The organism is Nocardioides sp. CPCC 206347 (genome assembly GCF_048654605.1).
Taxonomy (GTDB): domain Bacteria; phylum Actinomycetota; class Actinomycetes; order Propionibacteriales; family Nocardioidaceae; genus Nocardioides.
Genome location: NZ_JBMCYZ010000002.1, coordinates 231,836 through 257,869, shown reverse-complemented (window position 1 = coordinate 257,869; position 26,034 = coordinate 231,836). Strand labels below are relative to the sequence as shown.

Below are 26,034 nucleotides of genomic sequence, written 5' to 3'. Positions count from 1 at the left end.
CGGGGTGGGATCACCGTCACCGTGGGAGCCAGCGGCTTCCACGGTCAACGGAAAGGACGGGCAACAGCCCGAAATCCGGACGCCTGCCCGGAAAACAAGGTCAGGAGCGGGCCGCACGAGCAGCCACCTCCTCGCGCCAGCGAGGCAGGCTGGCGTGCAGCGCGACAACGATCGCGGCATGGGCAGCGGGGTCCTCGATGGCCGTTCCGACGAGCTGCTTGCCCGCCCGGAGCCGGTCGTGCGCGGTCTGCCGTGCGACGTGGTGTCGGGTCGCGATCACCGAGAGCGGCTCTCGCGACTCCAGCCAGGTCAGCAGCACCTCGCCGACCTCGACCCGCCGCGTCGGCCTGAGGTCCCGCAGGCCGGCGAGGTACTTCTCGACGAGGACCTCGGTCAGGGCCGGCCGCCCGGTGATGAGGAGCTCGGCAGCGACGTCGACACACGACGTGATCGGCGCGTCGCTCCCGATGAGACCGGCCCGCAGTCCTGCAGCGGCCTGACGGGCGAGCTGCAGGGCGTCACCGATGTCGTACGGCGGCCGGGCGGGCCCGGTGACGACGCGGTCGCCGGGCGCGAGCGCCAGCTCGTCGATCCGACGCTCGGGCACGAGCGCGCTCCGTCCGGTCCCCTCGACCAGGGCGTCGTCGATCGCGGCCACGGCGTGCGGCGCCCCCAGGCCCGTGATCCAGACGACCGGGACGTACGACGACGTGGTGTCGATGCCCGCGATGACGAGCAGCTCTTCGGGCACCGAGCCGGACGCGAACAGCGCGCGGGCGACCATGTCTCGTCGGGCCACCGGACCCAGCGCCATCATCGCGCGGGCCTGACGGTGCCCGGTCAGCGTCGCGTGGTGGACCTGGTGCAGGAACTGGCGCAAGCGGCACCGGACCAGGTCACGCTGCTCGGGAAGGTCGATCCGGGCGATGACGGGATCCGCCAGCCGGGACCGGTCCTCCACGACGCGCCGGAGGTCCTGGCTCAGTCGTACGGCGGAGTGACCGCGGACTGCGGCGCGCCGCCCCAGCCTCATCAGGACCGGACTCACCTGGCGCGCAGCGTCGTCGGACCGCCCGTCAGCGACGACGAACGCGCGGGTCGCGGCGAGGACCGAGCGGACCACGGCAGGCGGCAGCGCGTGGTCCGCGGAGTCGAGGTCGCGACACAACGCAGCGACCAGCGCATCGCCGTCGATGATGTCGGCCCACCCGCCGATCGCGCTCCCGAGCACCACGATCTCCCTCTCGTCCCTCCGGGGCCGTCAGTGACGACCGCCACATGAGCGAGCCACATCGCGAGCGACCGTCGCAAGGTCCCGCCCCGCAGGACGGCCGAAAGCGGTGCTCGCTTGTCAGGTGGGTGACAACGGTGGGTCGGGGAGGTGAAGAACGGCGCGGAAGGGCGGTGACGTCGCCCGGTGACCGACGCCGGAACCGGTCGTCAGCAGTCATTACTTGTCATGCACATGACAAATTCTCCCGCCGCTCGACCTGCGGAGGTATGTTCCACAGCACAGCGGCATGCAGAGGTGTTGGCTCCCATCGAGCCCGCTTCGCGCAGCGTTCGGGACAGCCGCACGGGAGGGGACAACCAGATGAATTCGGACGAGACCCGGAATCGGGTCTCGTTGCCGGGCTCTGCCCAGTGGATGATCAGCAGCCTCGAGGCAGAGGTGCGCCCGGTCGCCGAGCGGGTGACCCAGCAGGTGCGCACGACCGTCCCGGAGCTCGACGCCCCGGGCGACAGTCGGCTGCGCCAGCTCGTCTTCACGGCGATCCACAACGCCATGCGCCTGTTCGTCGACGAAGCGCTCGGGCGCGAGGTGTCCTACATGCCCGTCGAGGACATGTTCCGCAAGGTCGGCTACCGCGTCGCCGTACGAGGCCGCGACCAGGACCTGATCGACCAGGGCATGACGGTCGCAGTCGGCGAGATCCTCACCGAGCTGCGCGTGCGGGCGGCGGACAACGAGCTGTCGGCGAGCGCACTGAACACCATCAACGAGGCGGTGACGACGTTCGTCGCCCACCTGACCGCGCAGATCGGCGTCGGCTACCGGGCCGGGACCGAGGCGCGCAACACCGACACCGGCCTGGCCCGCGCCCGCCTCCTTGCCGCGCTGCTCGTGGCCGATGACGACGAGGTCGAGACGCAGGCGGCGGTCGCTGCGTGGGACGTTCCCGAGTCGATCACCGTCATCGCCGTCGAGGTGCAGGCGAACGAGCCGATCGGCGGCGACGCCCTCGGCCCCGAGGCGCTGACGCGTCCGGGTCGCTACCCGCAACCGGTCGTGTGTGCGACCGCCGACGCCGACGATGTCGTGGCCGCGATCAAGGCGGTGGCACCGCACACCCGGATCGCGGTGTGCTGGCCGGTTCCTCGAGCCGACACCCCCGCCGCCTGGACCTGGGCGACGCGAGCGGTGGAGCTCGTCGCCGCCAAGGTGATCCCGGCGCGACCGGTGATCGACTGCGTCCGCTTCCGTACCGAGATCTGGCTGCACGCCGAGCCGGTCCTGCGTCGCCAGCTCGCCCAGGAGCTGTTGCAGCCACTGTTCGGCGAGACCGAGAACTCCCGCGAGATCCTGTCCGAGACGCTGCTGGTCTGGCTGGAGACCCGCGACAGCGCGCCAGCGATCGCGGCCCGTCTCGGCGTCCATCCGCAGACGGTGCGCTACCGCTGGAAGCGGATCAACGAGCTGTTCGGCGACGCCCTCCACGACCCCGAGTTCGTGATCCAGCTGACCCTGCTGCTCAAGGCCAGCGTCCCGCTCTGGCTGGCCGGCGACCAGAGCGACTTCGAGCGCTTCCGAGAGCAGGAGGTCAGCTGATGCCGACCGGCGCATGGGGCGCCGCGCTCTGGGTCCTGGTGGCTGCCCTGCCCGCCGTGATCGCGTACGGCGTCCCGCTGACCCGTTGGGCGACGCGCTCCCGCGGCCGGTCGGCCGGCATCTTCTTCGACGACCCGGCCGCCCTCAAGGTCGGGCCGCGCGTCGACACCGTGCTCCTGGACCGGTGGGGCACGGTGACGACCGGACACCTGCGGGTGACCTCGGTCGATCCCTTCGAGGCCGACCACGACCGCAACCTGCGCTGGTTCGCCGGCGCGCTCGGCCACGCCGCCGAGGACCCCGTCGGCCAGGCCATCGCCCGCCTCGCGGCTCGCGGCAAGGTGAGCGGGATCGACATGCACGACGGGGTCGGGATCAGCGGCTCGGTCGACCGGCACCCCGTCCGGCTGGGACCGCCCGAGTGGCTCGGCATGGCGACGCGCGACGACGTCGGCGTCACCGTGGGCGTCCAGGTCGACTCCCGGCCGATCGGCTACATCACGGTCGCCGACGACGTACGCCCTGATGCGCGCGCGGCTGTCGAGCAGCTGCGCAGCGACGGGGTCGACCCGGTGCTGGTCTCGGACGACAGCGACCGCAACACCGGCCACCTGGCCGAGGCCTGCGGCATCGAGCACTGGCATGCCGCGACATCGCCTGCGCAGCAGTCGGGACTGGTCGCGGACTACCGCGGGCTCGATCGCGTCGTCGCGGTCGCCTCCCGGACCGCCGAGGACTCCGCCGACCTGACGCTGTCGGACACCGAGGACCTCAGCCACGGCATCCGGTTGAGCGACCTGGACGTCACCCGGATCGCTCGTGCCCTGAGCCTCACGCGGCGCGCCGCGCGGCGGCTGGTCGCGACCCGACGGGTCGGCATCGTGGTCGGCGCGACCGGCGCCGTCCTGGCGGGCTTCGGCGTGCTGTCACCGCTCCTCGCGGCGGGCTACGCCGTCGTCGGTTGCGCCGCGGTCGCGGCCGTCGCCACCCGGCCGTGAGATCAGGGCGCCGACGTGATGTCGATCGACTCGTCGCCGCCGACGCTGACGACCATCGAGACCTCGCCGGTCTCGCGGTCGGCCGCGATCCGCAGGTCGTAGGTGTAGACGTCGTCGGTCTTCGTCAGGGCGTCCTCGACGGCGGCGATCATCGTGGCGGCGTCGATGGTGGAGAGGTCGAACGGCCGCGGCTGGTAGTCGTCGTAGTGGCTCTTCTCGACGCGCAGCTCGTAACCGTCGACGTAGTCGTTGGTCTCGAAGTAGCGCGTCTCCCGGTTGTTGGGGTCGAAGTACTCCACCGTCAGGTTGTACTCGGACAGGCGCACCGACACGGCGTCCTTGCCCTCGACCTCCAGCGCCAGCGCGAGGCCGTCGCCGACGAACTCCTCGTTCAGCAGGGAGGTGTCGACATCCCCGCTGATGCCGTCGTCGTCACTCGAGTTCGCCGCGACGATGATCCCGACGACGACGGCGAGGCTGACGACCACGATCAGGAAGCCCACCCAGCTGCTGAGCTTCACCCCGGCCCCGGCCTTCGCCTTCGGCGGCATGACCTTCGACGTCGAGGTCGACCTCGATCTCGCCTTCTGCTTCGGCTTCGCCGTGGGCGTGGCGACGGGCTGGCCGGTCTCGTCCCGCTTCTCGACAGGGGGCTTGTACCGACTCCACCGCCGCCTGTTCGCCATGCAGAGACCCTACAAAACGCCCTTCCGCTCGGCCTCGGCCACCAGGTGCCTCACCTTCTCCAGCGAACCGCACCCCTCGTCGATCAGCTGGTTGCGGCGAGCAGACCACTTCTCGCCGAGCTCGCGTCGTACCTTGTCGGACACCTCCGACCGCGCGGGCTCGATGATGCTCAGCTCCTCCTCCGCGATGTGGTGGGCGATGAGGTTGCTGAGCTCCTCGACCGCGTCGACGAAGGCCTGGGTGTCGGTGCCCTTGAGCTCGAGGACGGCGAGCAGCGCCTGGGTGCCCTCGGCGTGCTCCTCCTTGCCGTGCTCGATGTCGTGCCCGTCGACGTCGCCTGCCTTGCGGCGCAGGACGGGATAGACGAGGTCCTCCTCGGCCTCGCTGTGGGCAACGAGGACATCGGCGAAGGCCCGGCGTACGGCGTCGCGGTCCGCGGTCGCCTGGCGCAGCTGGGACAGGAGGTGCTCGAAACGGCGGTGGTCGTCGGTGATCAGGTCGAGGACGTCACCCGAGGTGGGGCGGCCCAGGTCGATGGCAGTGGTCATGGAGCCGCAGGTACCCGAAGTCCCTCGAGGTATTCGTGGACCAGCGACACCGCCGACGCGCCCTCACCGCTGGCCGAGGCGACCCGTTTCATCGAGCCCGACCGGATGTCGCCGGCGGCGAAGATGCCCGGGACGCAGGTCGCGAGGTTCTCCGGCGGCAGGTCGTCGACCCAGCACTCGGTGGGTACGTCGCGCCCGGTCAGGACGAACCCGTGGCCATCACGTCGTACGTCGTCGGGCAGCCAGTCGCAGTGCGGCGCTGCACCGATCAGCAGGAACAGCCCGCCCGCGTCCACGCGTTCCTCGACCCGGGTGCGGACGTCGCACAGCTGCAGCCAGCCGAGCTGGCCGCTGTCGTCGGGGCCGCCGTCGATGATCTCGGTGCACGACCGCACGCTGATCCGCGGGTTCCACTCGATCTCGTCGATGAGGTAGCGCGACATCGTGGCGGCCAGGTCCTCGCGGCGGATCAGGATCGTGACCGAGCGGGCGAAGCGGGCCAGGTGGACGGCAGCCTGGCCGGCGGAGTTGCCGCCGCCGACGACGTACACGTCGCGCTCCTCCATCTCGCGCGCTGCCGTCATCGCGGCGCCGTAGTTCACGCCGGCGCCGACGAGGTCCTCGAGCGGTGCGACGCCGAGGCGGCGATAGGCGACGCCCGAGGCGACCATCACGGCGCGGGCCCGCACCGATCCGCCGGCGGTGACGAGGGTGTGCGGGGCGCCGTCGACGCCGGGCACCAGCTCCTCGACCGGCCAGCCGGTGAAGAAGCGGGCCCCGAAGCGGATCGCCTGGACCCGGGCACGCTGCCCCAGCCGCATCCCGGAGATGCCGCGGGGGAAGCCGAGGTAGTTGCGGATCATCGAGCTGGTGCCGGCCTGGCCACCGATCACCTCGGACTCGAGCACGATCGTGCTCAGGCCCTCCGAAGCGCCGTACACGGCGGCCGCCAGGCCGGCCGGACCGGCGCCCACGACGGCCAGGTCGACGACCGTGTCGACCTCGATGTCCGACGGGCGCCCGTAGATCAGGGCCGCGAGCTCGCGGACCGAGGTCGGCGCGATGATCGGGTGCTCGGCGAAGGGCCGCGAGGACAGGTGGACCAACGGGTACGTCGGCGTGCCGTCGTAGAGCGCAATCGCCTCCTGGCCCTGCGGGCTGTCGGGCGGGTAGGTGCGGTGCGGGAAGCCGGTGCGGTCCAGGAAGTCGCGGATGGCCAGGGCCAGCGGCGAGCTGTCGGGCGTGATCAGCCGGACGGTGTCGATCACCGACGCGGCCACGGTGGCGCCCCAGTCGCTCAGCAGCTCGACGATGGCGTAGTGGAACTCCTCGTCGCGTCGGCCCTGCGGCAGCATGAGGTAGGTGTCGAACTTGCCCTTCTGCAGGTACGGCCGGAGGGTCACCGAGTCGCTGGCGAAGCGCGAGATCGGGATCGCGACGACGCGGCGCGCGGTCGGGACGAGCGTGCGCCACTCGTGCATCGCCATCAGCACGTCCTGGTCCGACAGCTCGGACTCGGTGACGATCATCGCGACCGCCTGCCCGCTGTCGACCGCTGCCCGCAGCGCGCTGCTCGCCTGGGTGGCCGTGGTGGCGGCGCGGACGTCGTAGTCGTGCTCGTAGCGACGGAACTGCTCGGTCAGGACGTCGATCTCGTCGGCGGAGACGAGGAGGATGAGGGGATCGCTCACCCCTCCATCCTCCCCGACGTGTCCAGTCAGATCACGAGGTTGAGCGCGAGCACGAAGACCAGTCCGGTCACCGACAGCAGCGTCTCCATCGCCGACCAGGTCTTGAGGGTCTGCCCGACGCTCATCCCGAAGTACTCCTTCACCAGCCAGAAGCCGGCGTCGTTGACGTGGGAGAAGAACACCGAGCCGGCGCCGATCGCCAGCACCATCAGGGAGACCTCACCGCTGGAGAGCTGCGTGGTCAACGGTGCGAGGAGTCCGGAGGCCGTCACGGTGGCGACCGTGGCGGAGCCGGTCGCGAGCCGGATGAGTACGGCGACGAACCACGCCAGCAGCAGGACGGAGATGTTCGAGTCGGCGACCCGCTCGGCCACGATCGTGCCGATCCCGGTGTCGACCAGGGACTGCTTGAAGCCACCACCGGCCGCGACGATCAGCAGGATGCCGGCCACCCCGGGCAGCGAGGACTCGAGCGACTTCGCGACACCGTCGCGTCCCATGCCCGACCCGAAGCCGAGGGTGAACATGCCCACCACGACGGCGATCGCGAGGGCGATCAGCGGGGTGCCGAGCACGTCGAGGGTACGGCGCAGCGGGGCGGTCGCGTCGTCGATGAAGATGTCGGCCATCGCCTTGCCCATCATCAGCACCACGGGCAGCAGCACGGACGCGAGCGTCACGACGAAGCTCGGTCGGCGGTCGAACTCGCGCTCCGGGGCGTCGAACCGCTCGGGCACCGCCACGTCGACGTACCGCCCGACGAGACCGAAGACCGGGCCCGCGATGATCACCGTCGGGATGGCGACTGCGACGCCGAGGGCGAGGGTGGTGCCGAGGTCGGCGCCGAGGTAGTCGATCGCCGTGAGCGGGCCGGGGTGCGGCGGCACCAGGCCGTGCATGGCGGAGAGGCCGGCGAGCGCGGGGATGCCGATGGTGACCAGCGACTGGCCGGACCGGCGGGCCACGAGGTAGATCACCGGCATCAGCAGGACCAGGCCGATCTCGAAGAACATCGGCAGCCCGATGATCGCGCCGACCAGCGCCATCGCCCACGGCAGGGCGCGGGGCGAGGCGTGCCGGATGATCGTGTCGACGATCTGGTCGGCTCCCCCGCTGTCGGCGAGGATCTTGCCGAACATCGCTCCGAGCGCGATCAGGATGCCGACCCCGGCGGCCGTGGTCCCGAAGCCGCCGGTGAAGCTGGCCAGCGCGACCTCCACGCTGACCCCGGCCGTGATGCCGACAGTGATGGCGCCTGCGGTGAGGGCGAGGAACGGGTGGATCTTGCCGACGATGATCAGCGCGACGATGACGCCGATGCCGAGCAGGGCCGCGGCGAGCAGGCGGCCTTCGGACGCGACCGGATCGACGAGGTCGGTGCCGGCGGCGAGGACGAGATGAGCGGACATGGGGTGGTTCTCCTCAGTCGGTCGGTGCCGCGGTGCGGTCGACGTATTCCTGGACGATGGCGTCGACGTCCTGGTCGACATTGATGACGAGGCCGGCCTCATCGCTCCCGAGCGGTTCGAGCGTGTCGAACTGCGAGTCGAGCAACGAGGCCGGCATGAAGTGACCTGGCCGGCTGGCCTGGCGCCGCGCGATGACCTCACGCGACCCGTGCAGGTGGACGAACGCGGTGCGCGGGGCGTGCGCGCGGAGCTGGTCGCGGTAGGCGACCTTGAGCGCGGAGCAACTGATCACGCCACCCTGCGCGTGCCGGGCGAGCCACTCCCCGATCGCCTCCAGCCAGGGGTGGCGGTCGGCGTCGTCGAGCGCGTGGCCGGCGGTCATCTTCGCGATGTTGGCGAGCGGGTGGAAGTCGTCGGCGTCCGCGAACGGCACCCCGAGGCGTTGCGCGAGCGCCGCGCCGACGGTGGACTTGCCCGATCCGGACACGCCCATCACGACGACCTGCCCGACGGCCTGCGGGTTCATGCTGGTCATGTCGCCTCCTGCGGACGTGTCCTGATGTGTTGGCCGTCACAGTGTGCGATGATTAATCTGGTTTTATCAAGACCTTGACCCAATAAATCTGATTATTGGAGGAACGATGGCTCGCACCGCGCTGCACGACAACGTGCTCGATGCCCTCGGGCAGCGGATCGTCAGCGGCACCCTGGCCGCCGGCACGGTGCTGACCCTCGACACCATCGACAGCGAGTACGACGTCAGTCGCTCCGTGTCGCGCGAGGCGGTCCGGGTGCTCGCCTCGATGGGCATGGTCGCCTCGCGACAGCGGGTCGGCCTGACCGTGCAACCGCGGACGTCGTGGCAGGTCTTCGACCCGCGGCTGATCCGCTGGCGCCTCGAGTCGGACGACCGCGTTGCCCAGCTCCGCTCCCTGGGCGAGCTGCGCAGCGGATTCGAGCCCGTCGCAGCCGGACTCGCCGCCATCCGGGCCACGCCCGAGCAGTGCGGTGCGCTGTCGGCCGCGGCCAGCGACATGGTCGTCCACGGGCGCTCCGGCGACCTCGAGGCCTTCCTCGAAGCTGACGTCCTGTTCCACCAGATCGTGCTCGAGGCGTCCGGCAACGAGATGCTGGCCGCCCTCGACGGCGTCGTCGCCGAGGTCCTCACCGGCCGCACCCACCACCACCTGATGCCCACGAACCCCAAGGACGAGGCCATCGACCTGCACGTCGAAGTGGCCCGCGCGGTGCGCTCGGGCGACGCCACCGCGGCCCGGGCCGCCATGGCGGCGATCATCGAGGAGGCCACCGATGCGGTGGTGAATGTCGACACCGATGAGGGTGGTGGCCCGGATTCGACTAATGTCGGTTGAGCCATGGAGAACACGCCGGAACTTGCTGACCTGATTGATCTCATCAAGGCCGAGGAGCACACCGTCGAGGAGGTGCTCCCGGGCGTGCTGCACGTGAAGGGCCGGTTCTCCAACCCGGAGCGCATCGCCCTGCGTGCCGCGGCCGACGCGGGTGACCGCCCGATCGCGGTCTGGGCCACCAGCCACCGCGACGACTGGACCCTCATCGCGTGGGACCGCCCCGACCTGGTCGCCGTCAACCAGCGCGGCCAGACGCCTCAGCGCTGGCGCCACCGCGAGCTGCCCCCGACGCTGAACCCGGACGCCCAGACCTTCCTCGAGGGCGCGTCCTCGTCGTTCGACATCGAGACCCGGCCCAAGCACCAGCCGACCACCTCGGCCCGCGCCGTGCTCGCCCGCTTCGGGATCACCGACCCGCCCCCGCCGGGCTGGGTCGCGCCGGTCGTCGAGGTCCCGACCCCGGTCGAGAAGGTCGTGCCCGTCAAGGCACCCCGCGCGCCCCGCGCCACGAAGGCCGCCGTGCCCCGCACCCCGGCCAAGCCGGCCAAGTCGGACGTCGTCTTCAAGATCTGCCCGACCTGCTTCATGGCGCTCCCGTCCACGGGCGTCTGCGACAACGGCTGCTGAGCACCAAGGTCGTCGAGTAGCGCGAGCCGCAAGGCGAGCGCGTATCGAGACGCGCCATGCTGGTGTCATGAGCGAAACCTCCACTGCTCCCACCACCCTGCGCGCGATCTCGCGCGTCGGCATCGCCATCGCACTGGTCGGCGCGCTGATCCAGCTGGTCCTCGGGATCTACTACCTGGCGATGGCGCACTCGCCGTCCCCCAACGAGCTGCCCATGGGCATCGTCGGCAGCCAGGCCCAGCAGGACCAGCTGACCGAGCAGCTCGAGGCCGACGGCGCCTTCAAGGTCGAGCCGTACGACGACGCGGCCGCGCTGACGCAGGCGATCCGCGAACGCAAGGCCTACGGCGGCGTTGCGTTCGAGGGACAGTCCCCCACGCTCTACGTCGCCTCCGCGGCGTCCCCGTCGGTGGCCAACCTGTTCAAGGCGAAGTACACCGCGGCCTACCAGGACGAGATCGCCTCGCAGGTCGAGTCCCTCACCGCGGCCGGTGCCGCCGTCCCGGTCGCCACGCTCGCGGCCCTCACGACGCCGCCACCGGTGACGGACGTCGTACCACTGCCGAAGGAGGACAGCGGCGGCAGCTCGCTGGGCTTCGTCATCCAGGCGCTGTGCCTGGGCGGGTCCATCGCGTCGCTCGCGCTCGGACGGCTGCGGGGCAGGACCGAGCAGTCGACGCTGCGCGGCCTGGGGCACGCGGCCCTGCTGGTGGCGTACGCACTGCTGTCGTCGGGCGTGGGCCTGCTGGCGATGTCGCTGTTCGGGGTCGGTGACGGCGCCGACCACTTCACGCTGTTCTGGGGCCTGGCCCTGATCTCGCTCGCGGTGACCGCTTCGACCGCCGCATTCGTCGCCCTCATCGGGCCGGCCGGGTCCCTGATCGGCGGCCTCTACTTCACCGTCGGCCTGATCATCTCCGGGTCGTCGATCGCACCGGAGATGCTCCCGCGCTTCGGCCATACGATCGGCCAGCTGCTGCCGCCGGGGGCGGGGGCGACGGTCGCCCGCGACGCGCTCTACTTCCCCGACGCGTCGACGTCGGCACCGTTCGTGGTGCTCGGCCTCTACTCCGTGCTCGGACTGCTGGTGATCCTGTTGAGCAACGCCGCGGCGAACCACACCCGGTTCACCCGCATCCTGCGCCGATCGGGTGACTCATGAGCGAGCGCAACGTCCTCGGTGGCGACCTCCAGCCCTGCGGGACCGATCCGATGACCGGGTTCTACCGCGACGGCAACTGCTCGTGCGGGCCGCAGGACGTCGGGCTGCACGCGGTGTGCGCGGTGATGACCGAGGAGTTCCTGGCGCACCAGATGGCCGTCGGCAACGACCTGTCGACGCCGCGTCCGCAGTGGCAGTTCGCGGGCCTGCACCCCGGTGACCGGTGGTGCGTGGTCGCAGCCCGCTGGCTGCAGGCGTACGACGACGGAGCCGCGGCTCCGATCGTGCTCGCGTCGACCAACGAGCGGGCGCTCGAGCTCATCCCGCTCGAGGTGCTGCAGTCCCACTCCGTCGACGTCCCGGACGACCCGAGCGGCCTCTAGTCCCAGCTGTTGCTCAGCACCTCGCGGTGCGTGGGCAGGGCGTCGTCGTACACCTGACGACCCTGGTCGGTCAGGCAGACGAAGACGGCGCGGCGGTCGTCGTCGCAGGTCGACCGCGAGACCAGGCCGTCCTTCTCGAGCCGGGTGATCGCGCGCGACAGCGCGCTCTGGCTGAGGTGGATGTCCTGGGCGAGCTCGGCCATGCGGTACTTGCCGCAGTTGGCGTCGACGATCCGGTCCAGCGTCTCGAACTCGCTGAGCCCGATGCCGTGGCGATCCTGCATCGCCTTCTCGAGCGCACAGCTCACGACTGCGTGGCGGTCCAGCAACGCGCGCCATTCGGCGACGGGTGCTTGCGGAGCGCGGACCTTCGACACGGCTGCATCCTAGCCAGCAGGTTACATTCATGCAAACACATTATTTGCGCTTGCATTCAATGCACGTGCATGAAACCCTTCTCGGCATGTCCTCGACAACCTCCAATCCACCCTCCACGATCAGCGCGATCCGCTGGTCCACCCGCACCTGGGCCCTCCTGATGACCCTGTGCATCGTGCTCTTCCTCGACGGCCTCGACGTCTCCATGATCGGAGTCGCACTGCCGTCCATCGGCGCCGAGCTCGACCTGTCGACCTCGACGCTGCAGTGGCTGATCAGCGGCTACGTCCTCGGGTACGGCGGCCTGCTCCTCGTCGGTGGCCGCACCGCCGACCTGCTCGGTCGCCGCAAGGTCTTCCTGATCGCGCTCGCGGTCTTCGCCGTGGCGTCGCTGCTCAGCGGCTTCGTCAGCTCGGGCCCGCTGCTCATCGCGACCCGCTTCATCAAGGGCCTCGCCGCTGCGTTCACCGCACCGACCGGCCTGTCGATCATCACCACCAACTTCGCCGAGGGACCGGCCCGCAACAAGGCGCTGTCGATCTACACCGTGTTCGGTGCGGGCGGCTACTCGTCCGGGCTGCTCTTCGGCGGCCTGATGACCGGCGTCGGCTGGCGCTGGACGTTCCTGCTGCCGGTGCCCATCGCGCTGCTGGCGCTGGTGGCGGCGTACTTCCTGGTCCCCCGCGACAAGGCGGTCGCCGAGGGCGGCCACGACGTGCTCGGTGCGATCACCTCCGGTGCGGCGATGCTGCTCCTCGTCTACACGGTCGTCTCGGCACCCGAAGCCGGCTGGGCATCGGCCCGCACGGTCGGCTCGTTCGTCGCCGTGGCCGTCCTGTTCGCCGCCTTCGTCGCGATCGAGCAGCGCATCGCCCACCCGTTGATCCGGCTCGGCATCCTGCGCAAGTCGACCCTGGTGCGCGCGAGCATCGCGATCGTCGCGGTCGGTGGTTCGTACTTCAGCTGGCAGTTCATCGTCACCCTGTTCCTCCAGGAGGACCTGGGCTGGAGCCCGCTCGAGCTCGCGCTCGCCCTGTTGCCGATCGGCCTGATGGTCACCCTGTCGGCGATCTACTCCGACAAGCTCGTCGGCCGCTTCGGCACCGGCCCGATCATCGCCGTGACGATGACGGTGATGGCGATCGGCTACCTGATGTTCGTGCTGCGCCTGGACACCTCGCCGTCGTACGTCGGCATGCTGCTGCCCGCACTGCTCCTCATCGGCATCGGATGGGTGGGCTTCCCTGCCATCAACATCCAGGCCACCAGCGGCATCGATGACGACGAGCAGGGTCTCGCCGCGGGCGTGCTGCAGACCTCGATGCAGGTCGGGGCGGCGATCGTGCTGGCCGTGACCACCGCCATCGTCACGTCGGGCGCCGAAGGGGCGACATCAGCCGCCGACGTGCTCGACGCCTACCGACCGGGACTCGGCTTCGCCGCCGCAGTCTGCGCGGTCGGCGCCGCGGTGGCCGTTGCCGGCCTGGTCCTCGACCGGCGGACTGCAGACGCCACCACCCCGACCGCTCCGGAACCGGAGCTGGCCGAGGTGGCGTGACCTACCGAGGGGCGCAGGTCAGCCGACGCCGGCCTGCGCCTCCGCGGTCACGGTGACGCCTTCGGCCAACTCGATGATCTGGTCGTCGGTGAGGCCGAGCGAGTTCCAGACCTGGACCACGACACGGTGGGTGCCGTCGATGTAGGTCAGTGCCTTGGCCTCGTCGCTGTCGCGCAGCCACCCGTCGAGGTCGCCGACCTTGACCGGCGTGCCTTCCGGAGCGCCTGTGACCGAGGACGACTCGAGCATCACGGTGACCTTGTCGACGAAGACGTCGAGTCCGGTCAGGTTGTCGGGCCGGGCGATGTTGAGGTTGAACGGCCCGGCACCCTCGAGCACGAAGCCCTCGGGCACCTTGGTGATCACGAAGCCGGGCTCCTGGGCGCCGGTGTAGTTGACCAGCTCGAGGTCGCCGGCCTGGACCTGGTCGTCGGTGTTGTCGGTGGAGTCCTGGGCGATCACCGGCGCGCGGTCCTGGTCGGCGTTGATCGCCACGGTCACGCCGACGGCAGCGACGGCGGCAATGCCGAGGCCGGCCACGCCCATCCGGACGGTACGACGACGGGCGGCGCCGCGACCACGGAGCACGTCGCGCTTGACGATGTCGTCGGTGATCGCCGGGTCGAGGTCGTTGAGCTTGCGCAGGCGATCGGTGAGGTCGAGGTCGGTCATGATGCGTCTCCTTCGTGGGGGGTGTGCGGGGTGCTGGGGACGGTGCTGGGGTCGGGCAGGACGTCGCGGAGCTTGGCCAGGCCGCGAGCCGTCTGGCTCTTGACCGTGCCCTCGCTGCAGCCGAGCGCGTCGGCCGCGTCCTCGACGCTGAGGTCGACGACGTGGCGCAGTACGACGGCCGCCCGCATCCGGGCCGGCAGCGCGCTCAGCGCGGCGAGCAGCTCCGCGTCGATCGGCTCCTCGGCCGACGGGCCGGCCCGATCCGGCAGCTCGCCGGTCACCTTCTCCTTCGCCACCATGGGTCGGCGGCGGTGGTCGATGAAGGCGTTGACCAGGACCCGTCGCGCATAGGCGTCGACGCCGCCGCGCTTCGTGGCCCGGCCCCAGGCGAGGTACAGGCGCACCAGGGTGCCCTGGACGAGGTCCTCGGCCAGGTAGTGGTCGCCGGCGGTCAGGACGGTCGCCGTACCCAGGAGGTGGGAGCGGCGTCGTCGTACGAACTCTTCGAACTCCGCGTCACGCGGCGTCGGTCTCATGTCCCCTACACGAGTGGGAGGTCCCGGCGGGTTGCATCACCCGCCCCACGATGTCACCCGTAGTGGCAGACGTACCCCAGCGTCTCGGTGACCTCGATGTCGAAGGACGAGTCGCCGGGGACGCTGAAGGACTCGCCGGCGGCGTACTCGGTCCACTCCTCGGAGCCGGCCAGGCGGATCCGGCAGGCGCCGGCGTTGAGCTCCATCACCTCGGGCGCAGCGGTGCCGAAGTTGAGCTGTGCCGGGAAGATCACGCCGGCCGACTTCTTCGTGCCGTCGGCGAGGTGGAAGGTGTGGCTGACGCACTTGCCGTCGAAGTAGATGTTGGCCTGCGGGTCCAGGGTCACGTTCTCAAAGGTCACGGCCGAACTTTAGTGGGCGTCGGCGTGAGGGCCGGCGCGCGCGGGCTCCGGCGGTACGACGACACGCTGGCCTCGCCCGCGAGCCAGAACCGCCAGGGCACGTCGGCCGCCTTGGAGACGCCGACGCGCGGGCCGGCCTCGATGCGGTGCCGGTGGCGTACCTCCGGCCCGAGGGCGACGGCACCGGGGGCCAGGAGGTCGGTGCCGAGGTCGTCGAGCGTGATGGCGAGCGCCTGGGCGAGGTTGCCCGGTCCTCGTGCCAGTTGGTGGTCGGGGGCGTCGTTGCGGCGGGCCCGGGCGAGGTCGATTCCGTCGACCACCTCCCCTGCCCGCAGCAGCACCGCGGCCCCGATCTCGGTGGGTCCGGTGACGACGTTGGCGCAGTAGTGGATGCCGTAGGAGCGGTAGACGTAGAGCCGCCAGGGCGGTCCGTACATCACCTCCGAGCGCGGGGTGCGGGTGAAGGCATGGGAGGCGGGGTCCTCGCGGCCGCCGTACGCCTCGACCTCGGTGATCCGGATCGTGACGTCGTGGGCGGTGAAGGTGCGGCCGAGCAGGGAGCGCGCGCGTCGTACGACGTCGTCGGTGTTGCTGGCCACGGTGGCGAGGCTAGCCGCAGACCGAGGGCGGGCTGGCCCGGTCGGCCTTGACGTAGCGGTCCTCGCGCGGGTGGCGGCCGTAGCCGTCGCGGGAGTCGTAGCGCGCGATCGCGAGCCCCTGCTTGATCAGCTGCAGGCCGGCGTCGACCTTGCCGACGTCGACGTACCGCAGCAACCGGTCGTAGCGGTCGCGGTCCTCGTCGGAGGCGCCGAGGGTGATCCGCTTGCCGTCGACCAGGTCGACGAGCGCGTCCCGGGCTTCGTCGTAGCCACACTCACCACGCTCCGGGGTGTCGATCCCGACGAGACGCACGGTCTCGCCGTTGTCGAGGTCGACGGTGTCGCCGTCGACGACGTGCGTGACGACGAGCGTGCGGCCGTCCTTGGGCTGGACCTGCTGGACCTCGTTGTGGGGCCTGGCACTGGCATCGCCGAACACGCGGAACAGCACGAAGACCAGCGCGACGATCGCCACCGCGAGGAGCAGGGGGTGGCGGCGCATGTGCGGAACGTACGGCCAGGGTCCGACCCTGTCAGGGGAACGGCGAAGTCAGTCCTTCGGCGCCGGTTCGAAGGCGAGGTAGTGCACGTCGGTGAGCGGGCGCGACACGAGCTCGAAGATCCGGCGGCCGATCCCCCACTGGCCGCGGATCACCTTCGCGGCGCGCTGCCGGTCTGCTTCGTCGGTGAGGACCCGGCCGCGCGCGGCGATCGGATCACCCTCAGGGACGCCGCGGGCATCGCAGGGGGCGAGGAGCGCGCGCGGATCGTTGCGGATCCGCTTGGCCTTGAAGGCGTTGATCTCGGTCCAGACATAGAGCGTCTCGCCGTCGCGGGCGAACCACACCGGCGACGGAATGGGCGTCCCGTCGCGCTTGTAGGTCACCAGCAGCACGTGGACGTGACCGTCGAGGGACGAGAAGTCGGTGTGCTGCACCGGCCGGTCCAGGACGGTCATCGCCTCGGGCGCGCGCATGGCGTTCATCGGCTTCTTGCCCGACTTGATCAGCGGCCGGACGATGGCTCCAGGAAGTCGCATGGGTCGATCTTCGCGGCTGGGGCAGGCGCTGTCGTCCTCCCAGGGGCGGAATCGTCAGCTGTCCCCGCGCGCGAGCGCGGCGCCGGTCCACGCCTCGTCGCCACTGACGTCCTCGAGAACGTCGAGCCAGACCGGAACTGGCCGGGGTTCGTGGTCGCCGTCATCGATCTCGGCGAGCAGCGTGCCGTCCTCGAGCTCGTCGACGACGACGTGCCACCCGTCGCGGTGGACGTGGTGCCGCCGCTTGCGCAGCGTCCTTCCCGGCAGGCTCGAGAGGAGCAGGGTCCATTCGGCGTCGTCGAGGTAGAGCGACGTGCACGCGACCTCGGCCGGGCTGTCGCCAAGGCGCACCTTGTGCCCGAGCTTGCGCACGATGGTGCCGTCGGGTCGTCGTACCTCCCGAAGCCGGAGGCGGCTCCCGTCGACGTACCGGTCCTCGATCTCCCAGGTCTCCCCCACTCCCTCGGGAAGCGCAGCGACCAGGAACCGGCGTTCGCGTTCGACCACGGCGTACTTCAACGAGACCATGCCGCCAGTGTGCACAGAACCCGTATGGAATGGGGGTTCTGGGGTATCGAAGGTCATTCGGCGAAGGAGCCGAAGGAATCGATTGGAGTTCTCATGCTCACCATCTTGTGGTTGATCGCGGTCGTCCTGGTCATCGCTGGCGTCGTCTCGCTCGTCAAGGGACGGATCCTGTACGGCGCCCTGCTGATCGTCGTGGGCCTCCTCGTCGGCCCCGGCGGCGTCTCGATCTTCAACTGACTTCTCGTCCTCAACAACTCTGATCGAAGGAGCAAATCATGGCTATCGGACTGGGCATCGTGCTCATCGCGGCAGGGCTGATCCTGCTGCTCGACGTCGTGACGATCGACATGTCGTTCATCGACGACTCGGCACTCGGCGGCATCCTCTTGGCCGTCGGCATCCTGGCCATCGTGGTGTCGCTGATCGTGAACCAGCAGCGCAGTCGCCACACGGTGGTCGAAGAACGCCGCTGAAGCTGTCGAAGGCTCGGGCTCCCCACGCGGAAGTCCGGGCCTTCGTCATTTCTGGCGGAGGGCACGGGCGGGCGCACCCTAGGCTCACGTCCCATGACGCCCTCCGCGAAGAAGCACTACAAGGTCGTCGGCGCGGTCATCGTCCGCGACGGCCTGGTGCTGTGCGCCCGGCGCGCACCGGGCGGCGAGACCGGCGACCTGTGGGAGTTCCCCGGCGGCAAGATCGAACCCGGCGAGTCCGCGGGCCACGCACTCGAACGCGAGATCCTCGAAGAACTCGGCTGCCGGATCAAGGTCGGCGCCAAGGTGACCGCCACGACGCATGAGTACGCCTTCGGCGTCATCACCCTCACGACGTTCTACTGCGACCTTCTCGACGGTACGCCGACCGCGACCGAGCATGCGGCGTTGCTGTGGCTCCCGCCGGATGAGCTCGATGACCTCGAGTGGGCGCCGGCGGACGAGCCGGCTGTCGAGCTCGTGAAGCGGCACCTCGGGACGTAGCGGGTCGTCGTGGCTGCGGCCGAACCCGGCGGCGCTGTGCTCACGCCTCCGATGGCCGCACGCTATGGATGGGCGCCGGTCCAAGTGGTGGAGCGGCGGGCCATCTCGTAAATGGCACTGATGGCCTCATCGCTGAGAACGTCTCCGTGGTTGAGCAGCCACGTCGAGAAATTCTTGCGCCACGTGACGGAGACGCCCTCGGGTTGGGCCTTGATGACGACGTCTCTTGCATTGACGGTGACTACAAGGCCGTCAACGTGGACCGGGAAACCGCAGGCTTGAGTGAGAAACTTCGATGCCCGTTGGGCTTCGTAGCGGGCGTTGCGGATGTGTTGAGTCTTCGCGCCATTGACCATGAGCGTGTTACCGCCGACCCAGATCTTGGCTCCGGGGTGGTTTTTTGCGTTAACGGTGAACACTCCTCCGGGTCCGATGAGGAGATGGTCGATGTCGGATCCTCGATTGCCAACGGGGATGGCGTGAAGGAATCGCCAGCGCGGGTCTCTGATTGCTGCCTTGTTGAGTTGGGTTGCCACAAGTTCTTCGCCGTGGGCGCCGATACGCCACGCGCGCTCGTCGGTGTGGACGCCGAGCACCCGAGCGAGTGTTGTCTTGACCGGCGCTGCGGCGCGTCTAGACAAGGCCTGCTCCCGGGCCGCTGCCCCGGCGCGGTTCTCGGACAGGTCGCGCCAGGGCCTCGCCGTTGCGTCCAGCACTGAAGCGGGAGCGGCAACAGGTAACGGTTCCGCCGGAGCGGACGGCTCTACAGACGTCGCCCGCGTCGACGGCACCGGAGAGTTCTCACCGCCATTCTGCTGTCGCCACGAGGCGACTGCGGACGAGAGTAGAGCGGCGTGTGCCGGGTTCTCGGGGTGAGCCTCGTCAGAGAGGAGATCCCACCATCCAACCTTGAGATCGTCACCACCATCGACAGGCACAGACACGTAGAGGCGGTCCTTGCCGTACCGCTTCCACCGGTTCACCACCGTCTCCTGGGTCATGCCCCGATCATCGGCTGGCGGCAGGCGATTCCGCAGCGGATCGTCAGGACTGGCATGACGCATCGGGTGGGGCGAGCGCGCGGATCCGAGTGAATCATCAGCCGTGAGTCGCCGTGCTTTGGCCCAGGCCGCCAGGCTGCGCTCAAAGGAGATGTTTCTATCGGCCCCACCCCTAAGCTTCGGCACGTGGAGCAACCGGTCGCCAAGAAGCAGATCAACGTTGTCGGGGCGGTCATCGTCAGGGACGGTGACGTTCTGTGTGCCCAGCGCGGCGACGGCGCTCTCGCCGGCATGTGGGAGTTCCCCGGCGGCAAGATCGAACCAGGCGAGACTCCCCGTCACGCGCTCGAGCGCGAGATTGACGAAGAGCTCGAATGCCAGGTCCGCGTCGGCGAGGAGGTCGTTTCGACCACCCACGAGTACGACTTCGGCATCGTCACGCTCACCACGTTCTACTGCGAACTTATCGACGGCACCCCGAGTCTGACCGAACACGCGGCCGTCGAGTGGCGCTCGCCGTCCAGGCTCTCCGAGTTGGATTGGGCACCCGCCGACATTCCCGCCGTCGAGAAGATCCAGGCGGAGTTGGCCGATCGATGAGTGACATCGGCTGGCACAAGGAGTTGGCCCTCGACGTCCAGTTCGGCTATCTCGGTGGCGACGTGGTCGCGCCTCGCCAACACCATCCCCAGATGGTGCTCAACGGCGAGAGCGAGTCCGTGCTCCGCGTACTGCGAGACGAACTGAAGCGAGCTTCGGGCTTCCTCTTCTCGGTCGCCTTTGTCTCCCCTCGCGCCATCGCCCTGTTGAAGCAAGAGATTTTCGAGTTTGGCGGAACAGGGCGAATTGTCACGTCCGACTATCTGGGCTTCAACCGTCCTGAGGCCTTCGCCGAGCTCCTCACCCTTGCCGACTACGGCGTCGACGTGCGCCTGCACCGCGCGAGCGCCTTCCACCCCAAGGGCTACATCTTTGATCACGCGGATGGGGTCACCGCGATGGTCGGCAGCTCGAACCTCACGGAGAGTGCGCTCGTCAAGAACCATGAGTGGAATCTCAAGGTGTCGGCAGCAACGGGGAGCGACCTAGCCGCCCAGGTCCGACGACTGATCGACGACCAACTCGCCGAATCGATCCCTCTGACGCCCGAATGGATCGAGCAGTACGCCGCGTCGTTCGTCGCGCCGGGCCCCCGCCCGCATCGAGCGCCGCTCGATGTGTCCGCATCGACCATTGACGAGGTCGAACCGCATCGCGGCGTTGTCCCGAACCTGATGCAGCGTGACGCACTTGCTGAGATCGCGGATGTTCGACGCAAAGGCGAGTCGCGAGCGATCATCATCTCCGCCACGGGGACGGGCAAGACGATCCTGTCAGCTCTTGATGTCCGCGCGTTCAATCCGCGTCGAATGCTGTTCATCGTGCACCGTGAGCAGATCCTGGATCGCACGATCCACGAGTATCAGCGGGTACTCGGCGGACCTCCGTCCGACTACGGCAAGCTCTCCGGCACCTCAAAGCAGACCGACCGGCGCTACACCTTCGCGACCGTTCAGACCCTGTCTCAACCCGACGTTCTCGCGGCTCTCGCACCCGACGCCTTCGACTACGTGATCGTTGACGAAGCACACCGTGCCGGTGCCATCTCCCACCGTCGCGTCATCGACTACTTCCAGCCAGAGTTCCTGCTCGGCATGACCGCGACTCCCGAGCGCACCGACGGCTTCAACGTCTACGAACTCTTCGACTACAACGTGCCGTACGAGATTCGTCTGACTCACGCTCTCGAGGCAGACATGCTGAGTCCGTTCCACTACTACGGCGTCGCGGACGTCACCCTCGACGACGGAACGACCGCAACCGCGGACTCCGATCTCGCGTTCCTCATCACTCCCGAGCGCGTCGACCACCTGCTCGAAGCCATCACCAAGTACGGCCAGGCAGGTGTCGCACCACGAGGCCTGATCTTCTGCAGCCGCAAGGATGAAGCCCACGCCCTAGCTCAGGCCCTGAACCAACGCACTCTGCGAGGGAAACAACTTCGCACGGTCGCGCTGACAGGTACGGACTCGATTCCCTACCGAGAGCACGTGGTCGAGGAACTCGAACGTGGCGCCATCGACTACATCCTGACGGTCGACGTCTTCAACGAAGGGGTCGACATCCCCTCGGTCAACCAGGTGATCCTGCTTCGCCAGACGCAGTCAGCGATTGTCTTCGTCCAGCAACTCGGCCGCGGGCTTCGCAAGGCCGACGGCAAGGAGTACCTCGTCGTCATCGATGTGATCGGGAACTACGCCAACAACTTCCTCATCCCGATCGCACTGTTCGGCGACGAGTCCCTCAACAAGGAATCGCTGCGCAAGAACCTGATCGCGGCCGAGGAGACGGGCGTTCTGCCTGGACTCTCCAGCGTGCGCTTCGACAAGGTCTCGCAAGAACGGGTGCTCCAGTCCATTGGCGACACCACCCTGAACAACGCGGCTCGCTTGAAGGTTGCCATCACAGGGATGAGTAACCGTGTGGGCGGGCTGCCGGAGCTTTGGGACTTCTACCGGTTCGAGTCCGTCGACCCCGTTCTCCTCGCGACTGATCGCGCTCACTTTCCTGCACTGCTCAAGGCCACTCTGGGCGAGGATCACGGATTCACCGACACCGAAGACCGCGCGCTTGGGCTACTGAGCCACGAGGTACTCACCGCCCGGCGCTTGCATGAGTTCGTCATCCTTCGCACTCTGCTCGACGGACCATCGTCGATCCAACGACTTCGCGAGGTATGCGCCGACGAAGGCTTGCCGTCGACTCGCGCCGTTGTCGAGGGTGCCGTCGACACGTTCACTCTGGCCCACCACGCTGAGGCGGACTTGAAGCGCTACACGCGGGGCGTCGTCGAACGCACGGGGGACGACGTTCGTCTCAGGGCTGACGTCGTCGCCGCCTACGAGGGCAACAAGACTTTCCGCAACGCTGTGGCCGACATCCTCAAGACGGGCATCGCGCTAGTCAGCGACCGGTATCGACGCGACGTCCCGTTCACCCCGGGAATGCAGTACGGCCGCAAGGAAGCCACGCGACTCCTGTCCCTCCCTCGGAAGTGGACATCAACGATCTACGGCTACAAGGCCGACATGGCCCAAGGCGTCTGCCCGATCTTCGTCACCCTCCACAAGGCTGATGACGTCTCTGCGAGCACCGCCTACGAGGACGCCATCGTGGATCGCTCAACGATGGTGTGGTTCACCAAGTCCCAGCGGCACCTCAAGAGCCCCGTCGAGCGGGCCATTGCTGCCAACGAACTCGACCTCCACGTGTTCGTGAAGAAGGACGATGCCGAGGGCAAGGACTTCTACTACCTCGGTAGCCCAACGGCGTACGACGCCGAGGACACCACGATGACCGACGGCAAGGGTAACCAGCTCCCTGTCGTGAAAATGCTGTTGCGTTTCGACGAACCGATCGAGTCGGCACTGTTCGACTACTTCCACCCCACGGTGACGCTTTAGCTTCTCGTCAGCCCGTTATTGGCTGGGATCGGATCAACCTGGTTGATCCAATCTCGGCCAATGATCCCAACGCCGAAGGCCCGGCCCCCTCGCAAGAGGTGACCGGGCCTTCGTGTGTCTCGATACGCCCTCGCCTAACGGCTCGGGCTACTCGACGACCTTGCTGTCAGCTGCAGCCGCTGGTGCTGCCGCACCCTTCGCACACGTAGCACGAGCCAGCGGGCCGCATCTTCGTGCCACAGGTGAGGCACAGCGGGCTGTCGACGGCGGTGCCGGTGAGCTGCTCGAGGAGCTCGGCCGTGGTCTTGGCGACCTTGACCTCGACGGCGGGGGCACCGGCCAGCGGGTCCTCGACGATCTCGGCGTCGGTGGGCTCGGAGGTTTCGAGGCTCGTCGCTTGCGCTCCTCGCACCTCAACCACCGGGGCGTCGATCAGCTCGGACGGGCTGCCGATGTCCTCCTCGAGGGGCTCGTAGGAGCCGGTCTCGAGGTGGCGCTGGCGCTCCTCGGCGGAGTAGATGCCGAGGGCGGAGCGGTCGTCGAAGGACAGGTAGTCCAGCGCCAGGCGGCGGAAGACGTAGTCCATGATCGACTGCGCCATGCGCACGTCCGGGTCGTCGGTGAGGCCGGCGGGCTCGAAGCGCAGGTTGGTGAACTTCGAGACGTAGGTCTCCAGCGGGACGCCGTACTGCAGGCCGATCGAGACCGCGATCGAGAAGGCGTCCATCACGCCGGCCAGGGTCGAGCCCTGCTTGCCGAGCTTGAGGAAGATCTCGCCGAGCGTCTTGTCGTCGTGCGCACCCGAGGTCATGTAGCCCTGGGCACCGGCCACCGTGAACGAGGTGGTGCGGGCCAGGCGGGACTTCGGGAGGCGCTTGCGGGTCGGGGCGTAGACGACCTTCTCCACGACCTTCTCGATGACCTTGGCGGCATCCGCGGCGTCGGCAGCGTCAGCGGCGTCCTTCTTGGCCTTGCCGCCACCGTCGGCCAGGGGCTGGCCGACCTTGCAGTTGTCGCGGTAGATCGCGGTGGCCTTGAGGCCGAGCTTCCACGACTCCATGTAGATCTGCTCGATCTCCTCGACCGAAGCGGACTCCGGCAGGTTGACCGTCTTGGAGATCGCGCCCGAGAGGAACGGCTGGCAGGCCGCCATCATCTTCACGTGGCCCATGGGCTTGAGCGAACGCTCGCCCATCGCGGTGTCGAAGATCTCGTAGTGCTCGGTCTTCAGGCCCGGAGCGTCGACGACGTGGCCGTGCTCGGCGATGTAGGCAACGATCGCCTCCACCTTCTCGGCGTCGTAGCCCAGCTTGCGCAGCGCACGCGGGATCGTCTGGTTGACGATCTGCATCGAGCCGCCACCGACGAGCTTCTTGAACTTGACCAGCGAGAAGTCCGGCTCGATGCCGGTCGTGTCGCAGTCCATCATGAAGCCGATGGTGCCGGTCGGCGCGAGCACCGAGGCCTGCGCGTTGCGGAAGCCGTTGGTCTTGCCGAGCTCGACGACCTGCGCCCACTCGGCGGAAGCCAGCTTGTGCACCTCGGCGTCGGAGATGTGCAGCGTGCGGACCGTGTCGTTGGCCGCCTGGTGCTTGCGCATCACCCGGTTGTGGGCCTCGGCGTTGCGGGCGTAGCCGGCGTACGGACCGACGATCGCGGCCAGCTCCGCCGAACGACGGTACGACGTACCGGTCATCAGGGAGGTGATGGTGGCTGCCATCGCGCGGCCACCGTCGGAGTCGTAGCCCAGGCCCATCGCCATCAGCAGGGCGCCGAGGTTGGCGTACCCGATGCCGAGCTGGCGGTAGTCGCGGGTCGTCTGGGCGATCGGCTCGGTCGGGAAGTCGGCGAAGCAGATCGAGATGTCCATCGCGGTGATGATCAGCTCGACGGCCTTCGCGAACAGCGGCGCGTCGAACGTGTCGTCGTCCTTGAGGAACTTCATCAGGTTAAGCGAGGCGAGGTTGCACGAGGAGTTGTCGAGCGACATGTACTCCGAGCACGGGTTGGACGCGGTGATCCGGCCCGTCTCCGGGTTGGTGTGCCAGTCGTTGATCGTGTCGTCGTACTGCAGGCCCGGGTCGGCGCAGGCCCAGGCGGCCTCGCTGATCTTGCGGAACAGGGTGCGGGCGTCGACGGTCTCGATGACCGAGCCGTCCTTGCGCGAACGCAGGCCGAACTCGCGACCCTCTTCGACGGCCGTCATGAACTCGTCGTTGACGCGGACCGAGTTGTTGGCGTTCTGGTACTGCACGGACGTGATGTCCTTGCCGCCCAGGTCCATGTCGAAGCCGGCGTCACGCAGGGCGCGGATCTTGTCCTCTTCGCGCCACTTGGTCTCGACGAACTCCTCGATGTCGGGGTGGTCGACGTCGAGCACGACCATCTTGGCCGCACGACGCGTGGCGCCGCCCGACTTGATGGTGCCCGCCGAGGCGTCGGCACCGCGCATGAAGGAGACCGGGCCGCTCGCCGTACCACCGGAGGACAGCAGCTCCTTGGAGGAGCGGATGCGGGAGAGGTTCAGGCCGGCACCGGAGCCGCCCTTGAAGATGAAGCCCTCTTCCTTGTACCAGTTCAGGATCGAGTCCATCGAGTCATCCACCGACAGGATGAAGCAGGCGGAGACCTGCTGCGGGGACTGGGTGCCGACGTTGAACCAGACCGGAGAGTTGAAGGAGAAGTACTGGTTCACGAGCAGCCAGGTCAGCTCGTGGTCGAAGATCTCGGCGTCCACCGCAGACGCGAAGTAGCCGTTCTCGATGCCGGCCTTGGTGTAGCGGGAGACCACCCGGTCGATGAGCTGCTTGAGACCGCGCTCGCGCTCGGGGGTGCCGACGGCGCCACGGAAGTACTTCGTGGTGACGATCGTCGAGGCGTTGAGGGACCAGAAGTCGGGGAACTCGACACCGAGCTGCTCGAAGACGGTCTCGCCGGTCTTCCAGTTCTGCTGGACGACGTCGCGACGCTCCCAGTTGATGGCGTCGTAGGGGTGCACGCCCTCGGTGCTGAAGACCCGTTCGATCTTCAGACCCTTCTTGTGGCCGCCGGTTGCGGTGGCTGCCTCGGTGTTGCTGGCCGTCTCGGTCATGTCTCTCCTGGTCTCCTGGTACGTCGTGCGGCGGTGTCTGTTCAAAGGTGTCTCTAAAAACCGGTGAATCCGAGAGGGGGGT

Annotated in this window: 28 protein-coding genes; 12 read left to right on the top strand and 16 right to left on the bottom strand. The window is 68.6% G+C overall.

Going from position 1 to position 26,034, the window contains the following annotated elements; genetic code table 11:
* Positions 1 to 100: 100 nt before the first annotated feature.
* Positions 101 to 1,234: a helix-turn-helix domain-containing protein gene (locus ACOACQ_RS07445; RefSeq protein WP_420287999.1), complete on the bottom strand. Its 1,134-nt coding sequence runs from the start codon at positions 1,232 to 1,234 to the stop codon at positions 101 to 103.
* Positions 1,235 to 1,594: 360 nt separating this feature from the next.
* Here ACOACQ_RS07445 and ACOACQ_RS07440 point away from each other — a divergent pair, with 360 nt between their 5' ends.
* Both ACOACQ_RS07440 and ACOACQ_RS07435 read left to right on the top strand, forming a co-directional pair.
* The gene (locus ACOACQ_RS07440; protein WP_378603242.1) at positions 1,595 to 2,830 is read left to right on the top strand and encodes a helix-turn-helix domain-containing protein; all 1,236 of its coding nucleotides are present in this window, start codon (positions 1,595 to 1,597) and stop codon (positions 2,828 to 2,830) included.
* Positions 2,830 to 3,828 carry an HAD family hydrolase gene (locus tag ACOACQ_RS07435; protein ID WP_378603245.1) on the top strand — a complete coding sequence of 333 codons (999 nt, stop codon included), beginning with the start codon at positions 2,830 to 2,832 and terminating at the stop codon, positions 3,826 to 3,828. The genes ACOACQ_RS07440 and ACOACQ_RS07435 overlap by 1 nt, the downstream gene beginning before the upstream one ends.
* A 2-nt stretch (positions 3,829 to 3,830) precedes the next feature.
* Here ACOACQ_RS07435 and ACOACQ_RS07430 read toward each other — a convergent pair whose 3' ends face one another.
* Genes ACOACQ_RS07430 through ACOACQ_RS07410 form a run of 5 tightly spaced genes read right to left on the bottom strand, consistent with a single transcriptional unit; the run spans position 3,831 to position 8,698 of the window.
* Positions 3,831 to 4,514, bottom strand: coding sequence for a hypothetical protein (locus ACOACQ_RS07430; protein ID WP_378603248.1), 684 nt, complete (start codon positions 4,512 to 4,514; stop codon positions 3,831 to 3,833).
* A gap of 9 nt (positions 4,515 to 4,523) precedes the next feature.
* On the bottom strand, positions 4,524 to 5,063 hold the full coding sequence (locus ACOACQ_RS07425) for a hemerythrin domain-containing protein (RefSeq protein ID WP_378603251.1): 540 nt from the start codon (positions 5,061 to 5,063) through the stop codon (positions 4,524 to 4,526).
* Positions 5,060 to 6,754: an FAD-dependent oxidoreductase gene (locus tag ACOACQ_RS07420; protein WP_378603254.1), complete on the bottom strand. Its 1,695-nt coding sequence runs from the start codon at positions 6,752 to 6,754 to the stop codon at positions 5,060 to 5,062. The genes ACOACQ_RS07425 and ACOACQ_RS07420 overlap by 4 nt, the downstream gene beginning before the upstream one ends.
* A 26-nt stretch (positions 6,755 to 6,780) precedes the next feature.
* Positions 6,781 to 8,163: a GntP family permease gene (locus tag ACOACQ_RS07415; protein WP_378603257.1), complete on the bottom strand. Its 1,383-nt coding sequence runs from the start codon at positions 8,161 to 8,163 to the stop codon at positions 6,781 to 6,783.
* 13 nt (positions 8,164 to 8,176) lie between these two features.
* On the bottom strand, positions 8,177 to 8,698 hold the full coding sequence (locus ACOACQ_RS07410; protein ID WP_378603260.1) for a gluconokinase: 522 nt from the start codon (positions 8,696 to 8,698) through the stop codon (positions 8,177 to 8,179).
* Between the two features lie 106 nt (positions 8,699 to 8,804).
* Between ACOACQ_RS07410 and ACOACQ_RS07405 the strand changes: the two genes are divergently transcribed.
* From ACOACQ_RS07405 to ACOACQ_RS07390, 4 genes are all read left to right on the top strand, one after another.
* Entirely contained in the window at positions 8,805 to 9,536 is a 732-nt protein-coding gene (locus ACOACQ_RS07405; RefSeq protein WP_378603263.1) for a FadR/GntR family transcriptional regulator, read from the top strand.
* Between the two features lie 3 nt (positions 9,537 to 9,539).
* On the top strand, positions 9,540 to 10,163 hold the full coding sequence (locus tag ACOACQ_RS07400) for a hypothetical protein (protein WP_378603266.1): 624 nt from the start codon (positions 9,540 to 9,542) through the stop codon (positions 10,161 to 10,163).
* Between the two features lie 67 nt (positions 10,164 to 10,230).
* A complete protein-coding gene (locus ACOACQ_RS07395) occupies positions 10,231 to 11,325 on the top strand; it encodes an ABC transporter permease (protein ID WP_378603268.1) in 1,095 nt (364 codons plus the stop codon).
* The gene (locus tag ACOACQ_RS07390) at positions 11,322 to 11,708 is read left to right on the top strand and encodes a DUF2237 family protein (RefSeq protein WP_378603270.1); all 387 of its coding nucleotides are present in this window, start codon (positions 11,322 to 11,324) and stop codon (positions 11,706 to 11,708) included. The genes ACOACQ_RS07395 and ACOACQ_RS07390 overlap by 4 nt, the downstream gene beginning before the upstream one ends.
* On the opposite strand, the gene ACOACQ_RS07385 is transcribed toward ACOACQ_RS07390, so the two are convergent.
* On the bottom strand, positions 11,705 to 12,085 hold the full coding sequence (locus ACOACQ_RS07385; RefSeq protein WP_378603273.1) for a MarR family winged helix-turn-helix transcriptional regulator: 381 nt from the start codon (positions 12,083 to 12,085) through the stop codon (positions 11,705 to 11,707). The two genes, ACOACQ_RS07390 and ACOACQ_RS07385, sit on opposite strands and share 4 nt — an antisense overlap.
* 86 nt (positions 12,086 to 12,171) lie before the next feature.
* Here ACOACQ_RS07385 and ACOACQ_RS07380 point away from each other — a divergent pair, with 86 nt between their 5' ends.
* Positions 12,172 to 13,644 (top strand): MFS transporter, encoded by a 1,473-nt coding sequence (locus ACOACQ_RS07380; protein ID WP_378603276.1) that lies wholly within the window; start codon positions 12,172 to 12,174, stop codon positions 13,642 to 13,644.
* Between the two features lie 18 nt (positions 13,645 to 13,662).
* Here ACOACQ_RS07380 and ACOACQ_RS07375 read toward each other — a convergent pair whose 3' ends face one another.
* From ACOACQ_RS07375 to ACOACQ_RS07345, 7 genes are read right to left on the bottom strand one after another with little or no spacing between them, the layout of a single operon-like run.
* Positions 13,663 to 14,316 (bottom strand): hypothetical protein, encoded by a 654-nt coding sequence (locus tag ACOACQ_RS07375; protein ID WP_378603279.1) that lies wholly within the window; start codon positions 14,314 to 14,316, stop codon positions 13,663 to 13,665.
* Positions 14,313 to 14,852 (bottom strand): SigE family RNA polymerase sigma factor, encoded by a 540-nt coding sequence (locus ACOACQ_RS07370; RefSeq protein WP_378603282.1) that lies wholly within the window; start codon positions 14,850 to 14,852, stop codon positions 14,313 to 14,315. Before ACOACQ_RS07370 ends, ACOACQ_RS07375 begins: the two co-directional genes overlap by 4 nt.
* A gap of 53 nt (positions 14,853 to 14,905) precedes the next feature.
* Positions 14,906 to 15,214, bottom strand: coding sequence for a pyrimidine/purine nucleoside phosphorylase (locus tag ACOACQ_RS07365; protein ID WP_378603285.1), 309 nt, complete (start codon positions 15,212 to 15,214; stop codon positions 14,906 to 14,908).
* Positions 15,211 to 15,813 (bottom strand): DNA-3-methyladenine glycosylase, encoded by a 603-nt coding sequence (locus ACOACQ_RS07360; protein WP_378603287.1) that lies wholly within the window; start codon positions 15,811 to 15,813, stop codon positions 15,211 to 15,213. The genes ACOACQ_RS07365 and ACOACQ_RS07360 overlap by 4 nt, the downstream gene beginning before the upstream one ends.
* Before the next feature lie 10 nt (positions 15,814 to 15,823).
* Positions 15,824 to 16,315, bottom strand: coding sequence for a thermonuclease family protein (locus ACOACQ_RS07355; protein WP_378603290.1), 492 nt, complete (start codon positions 16,313 to 16,315; stop codon positions 15,824 to 15,826).
* Positions 16,316 to 16,363: 48 nt separating this feature from the next.
* Positions 16,364 to 16,852 carry a PPOX class F420-dependent oxidoreductase gene (locus tag ACOACQ_RS07350; RefSeq protein WP_378603293.1) on the bottom strand — a complete coding sequence of 163 codons (489 nt, stop codon included), beginning with the start codon at positions 16,850 to 16,852 and terminating at the stop codon, positions 16,364 to 16,366.
* A 54-nt stretch (positions 16,853 to 16,906) separates the two neighbouring features.
* Positions 16,907 to 17,380, bottom strand: a complete 474-nt coding sequence (locus tag ACOACQ_RS07345; protein ID WP_378603295.1) for a hypothetical protein — start codon at positions 17,378 to 17,380, stop codon at positions 16,907 to 16,909.
* 93 nt (positions 17,381 to 17,473) lie between these two features.
* On the opposite strand from ACOACQ_RS07345, the gene ACOACQ_RS07340 reads away from it, so the two are divergent.
* The 3 genes from ACOACQ_RS07340 to ACOACQ_RS07330 all read left to right on the top strand — a co-directional run bounded on the left by ACOACQ_RS07340 (position 17,474) and on the right by ACOACQ_RS07330 (position 18,357).
* Positions 17,474 to 17,617: a GPGG-motif small membrane protein gene (locus ACOACQ_RS07340; protein WP_378603298.1), complete on the top strand. Its 144-nt coding sequence runs from the start codon at positions 17,474 to 17,476 to the stop codon at positions 17,615 to 17,617.
* Positions 17,618 to 17,655: 38 nt separating this feature from the next.
* Positions 17,656 to 17,853, top strand: a complete 198-nt coding sequence (locus ACOACQ_RS07335; protein ID WP_378603301.1) for a hypothetical protein — start codon at positions 17,656 to 17,658, stop codon at positions 17,851 to 17,853.
* Between the two features lie 93 nt (positions 17,854 to 17,946).
* A complete protein-coding gene (locus ACOACQ_RS07330; RefSeq protein WP_378603304.1) occupies positions 17,947 to 18,357 on the top strand; it encodes a (deoxy)nucleoside triphosphate pyrophosphohydrolase in 411 nt (136 codons plus the stop codon).
* A 62-nt stretch (positions 18,358 to 18,419) separates the two neighbouring features.
* Here ACOACQ_RS07330 and ACOACQ_RS07325 read toward each other — a convergent pair whose 3' ends face one another.
* The gene (locus ACOACQ_RS07325) at positions 18,420 to 19,358 is read right to left on the bottom strand and encodes a nuclease-related domain-containing protein (protein WP_420287998.1); all 939 of its coding nucleotides are present in this window, start codon (positions 19,356 to 19,358) and stop codon (positions 18,420 to 18,422) included.
* 186 nt (positions 19,359 to 19,544) lie between these two features.
* Here ACOACQ_RS07325 and ACOACQ_RS07320 point away from each other — a divergent pair, with 186 nt between their 5' ends.
* Both ACOACQ_RS07320 and ACOACQ_RS07315 read left to right on the top strand, forming a co-directional pair.
* Positions 19,545 to 19,958, top strand: a complete 414-nt coding sequence (locus tag ACOACQ_RS07320) for a (deoxy)nucleoside triphosphate pyrophosphohydrolase (protein ID WP_378603310.1) — start codon at positions 19,545 to 19,547, stop codon at positions 19,956 to 19,958.
* The gene (locus tag ACOACQ_RS07315) at positions 19,955 to 22,861 is read left to right on the top strand and encodes a DEAD/DEAH box helicase (RefSeq protein ID WP_420287997.1); all 2,907 of its coding nucleotides are present in this window, start codon (positions 19,955 to 19,957) and stop codon (positions 22,859 to 22,861) included. The genes ACOACQ_RS07320 and ACOACQ_RS07315 overlap by 4 nt, the downstream gene beginning before the upstream one ends.
* A 166-nt stretch (positions 22,862 to 23,027) precedes the next feature.
* On the opposite strand, the gene ACOACQ_RS07310 is transcribed toward ACOACQ_RS07315, so the two are convergent.
* Positions 23,028 to 25,952, bottom strand: coding sequence for a vitamin B12-dependent ribonucleotide reductase (locus ACOACQ_RS07310; protein ID WP_378603316.1), 2,925 nt, complete (start codon positions 25,950 to 25,952; stop codon positions 23,028 to 23,030).
* Positions 25,953 to 26,034: the final 82 nt, after the last annotated feature.

Bases quoted from the DNA above. Each gene is read 5' to 3' on its own strand.
- ACOACQ_RS07345 (WP_378603295.1), bottom strand. From the start codon at position 17,380: ATGGTCTCGTTGAAGTACGCCGTGGTCGAACGCGAACGCCGGTTCCTG.
- ACOACQ_RS07415 (WP_378603257.1), bottom strand. From the start codon at position 8,163: ATGTCCGCTCATCTCGTCCTCGCCGCCGGCACCGACCTCGTCGATCCG.
- ACOACQ_RS07355 (WP_378603290.1), bottom strand. From the start codon at position 16,315: ATGCGCCGCCACCCCCTGCTCCTCGCGGTGGCGATCGTCGCGCTGGTC.
- ACOACQ_RS07335 (WP_378603301.1), top strand. From the start codon at position 17,656: ATGGCTATCGGACTGGGCATCGTGCTCATCGCGGCAGGGCTGATCCTG.
- ACOACQ_RS07430 (WP_378603248.1), bottom strand. From the start codon at position 4,514: ATGGCGAACAGGCGGCGGTGGAGTCGGTACAAGCCCCCTGTCGAGAAG.
- ACOACQ_RS07435 (WP_378603245.1), top strand. From the start codon at position 2,830: ATGCCGACCGGCGCATGGGGCGCCGCGCTCTGGGTCCTGGTGGCTGCC.
- ACOACQ_RS07340 (WP_378603298.1), top strand. From the start codon at position 17,474: ATGCTCACCATCTTGTGGTTGATCGCGGTCGTCCTGGTCATCGCTGGC.
- ACOACQ_RS07380 (WP_378603276.1), top strand. From the start codon at position 12,172: ATGTCCTCGACAACCTCCAATCCACCCTCCACGATCAGCGCGATCCGC.
- ACOACQ_RS07375 (WP_378603279.1), bottom strand. From the start codon at position 14,316: ATGACCGACCTCGACCTCACCGATCGCCTGCGCAAGCTCAACGACCTC.
- ACOACQ_RS07425 (WP_378603251.1), bottom strand. From the start codon at position 5,063: ATGACCACTGCCATCGACCTGGGCCGCCCCACCTCGGGTGACGTCCTC.
- ACOACQ_RS07315 (WP_420287997.1), top strand. From the start codon at position 19,955: ATGAGTGACATCGGCTGGCACAAGGAGTTGGCCCTCGACGTCCAGTTC.
- ACOACQ_RS07400 (WP_378603266.1), top strand. From the start codon at position 9,540: ATGGAGAACACGCCGGAACTTGCTGACCTGATTGATCTCATCAAGGCC.
- ACOACQ_RS07330 (WP_378603304.1), top strand. From the start codon at position 17,947: ATGACGCCCTCCGCGAAGAAGCACTACAAGGTCGTCGGCGCGGTCATC.
- ACOACQ_RS07325 (WP_420287998.1), bottom strand. From the start codon at position 19,358: ATGACCCAGGAGACGGTGGTGAACCGGTGGAAGCGGTACGGCAAGGAC.
- ACOACQ_RS07370 (WP_378603282.1), bottom strand. From the start codon at position 14,852: ATGAGACCGACGCCGCGTGACGCGGAGTTCGAAGAGTTCGTACGACGA.
- ACOACQ_RS07350 (WP_378603293.1), bottom strand. From the start codon at position 16,852: ATGCGACTTCCTGGAGCCATCGTCCGGCCGCTGATCAAGTCGGGCAAG.
- ACOACQ_RS07410 (WP_378603260.1), bottom strand. From the start codon at position 8,698: ATGACCAGCATGAACCCGCAGGCCGTCGGGCAGGTCGTCGTGATGGGC.
- ACOACQ_RS07395 (WP_378603268.1), top strand. From the start codon at position 10,231: ATGAGCGAAACCTCCACTGCTCCCACCACCCTGCGCGCGATCTCGCGC.
- ACOACQ_RS07310 (WP_378603316.1), bottom strand. From the start codon at position 25,952: ATGACCGAGACGGCCAGCAACACCGAGGCAGCCACCGCAACCGGCGGC.
- ACOACQ_RS07405 (WP_378603263.1), top strand. From the start codon at position 8,805: ATGGCTCGCACCGCGCTGCACGACAACGTGCTCGATGCCCTCGGGCAG.
- ACOACQ_RS07440 (WP_378603242.1), top strand. From the start codon at position 1,595: ATGAATTCGGACGAGACCCGGAATCGGGTCTCGTTGCCGGGCTCTGCC.
- ACOACQ_RS07390 (WP_378603270.1), top strand. From the start codon at position 11,322: ATGAGCGAGCGCAACGTCCTCGGTGGCGACCTCCAGCCCTGCGGGACC.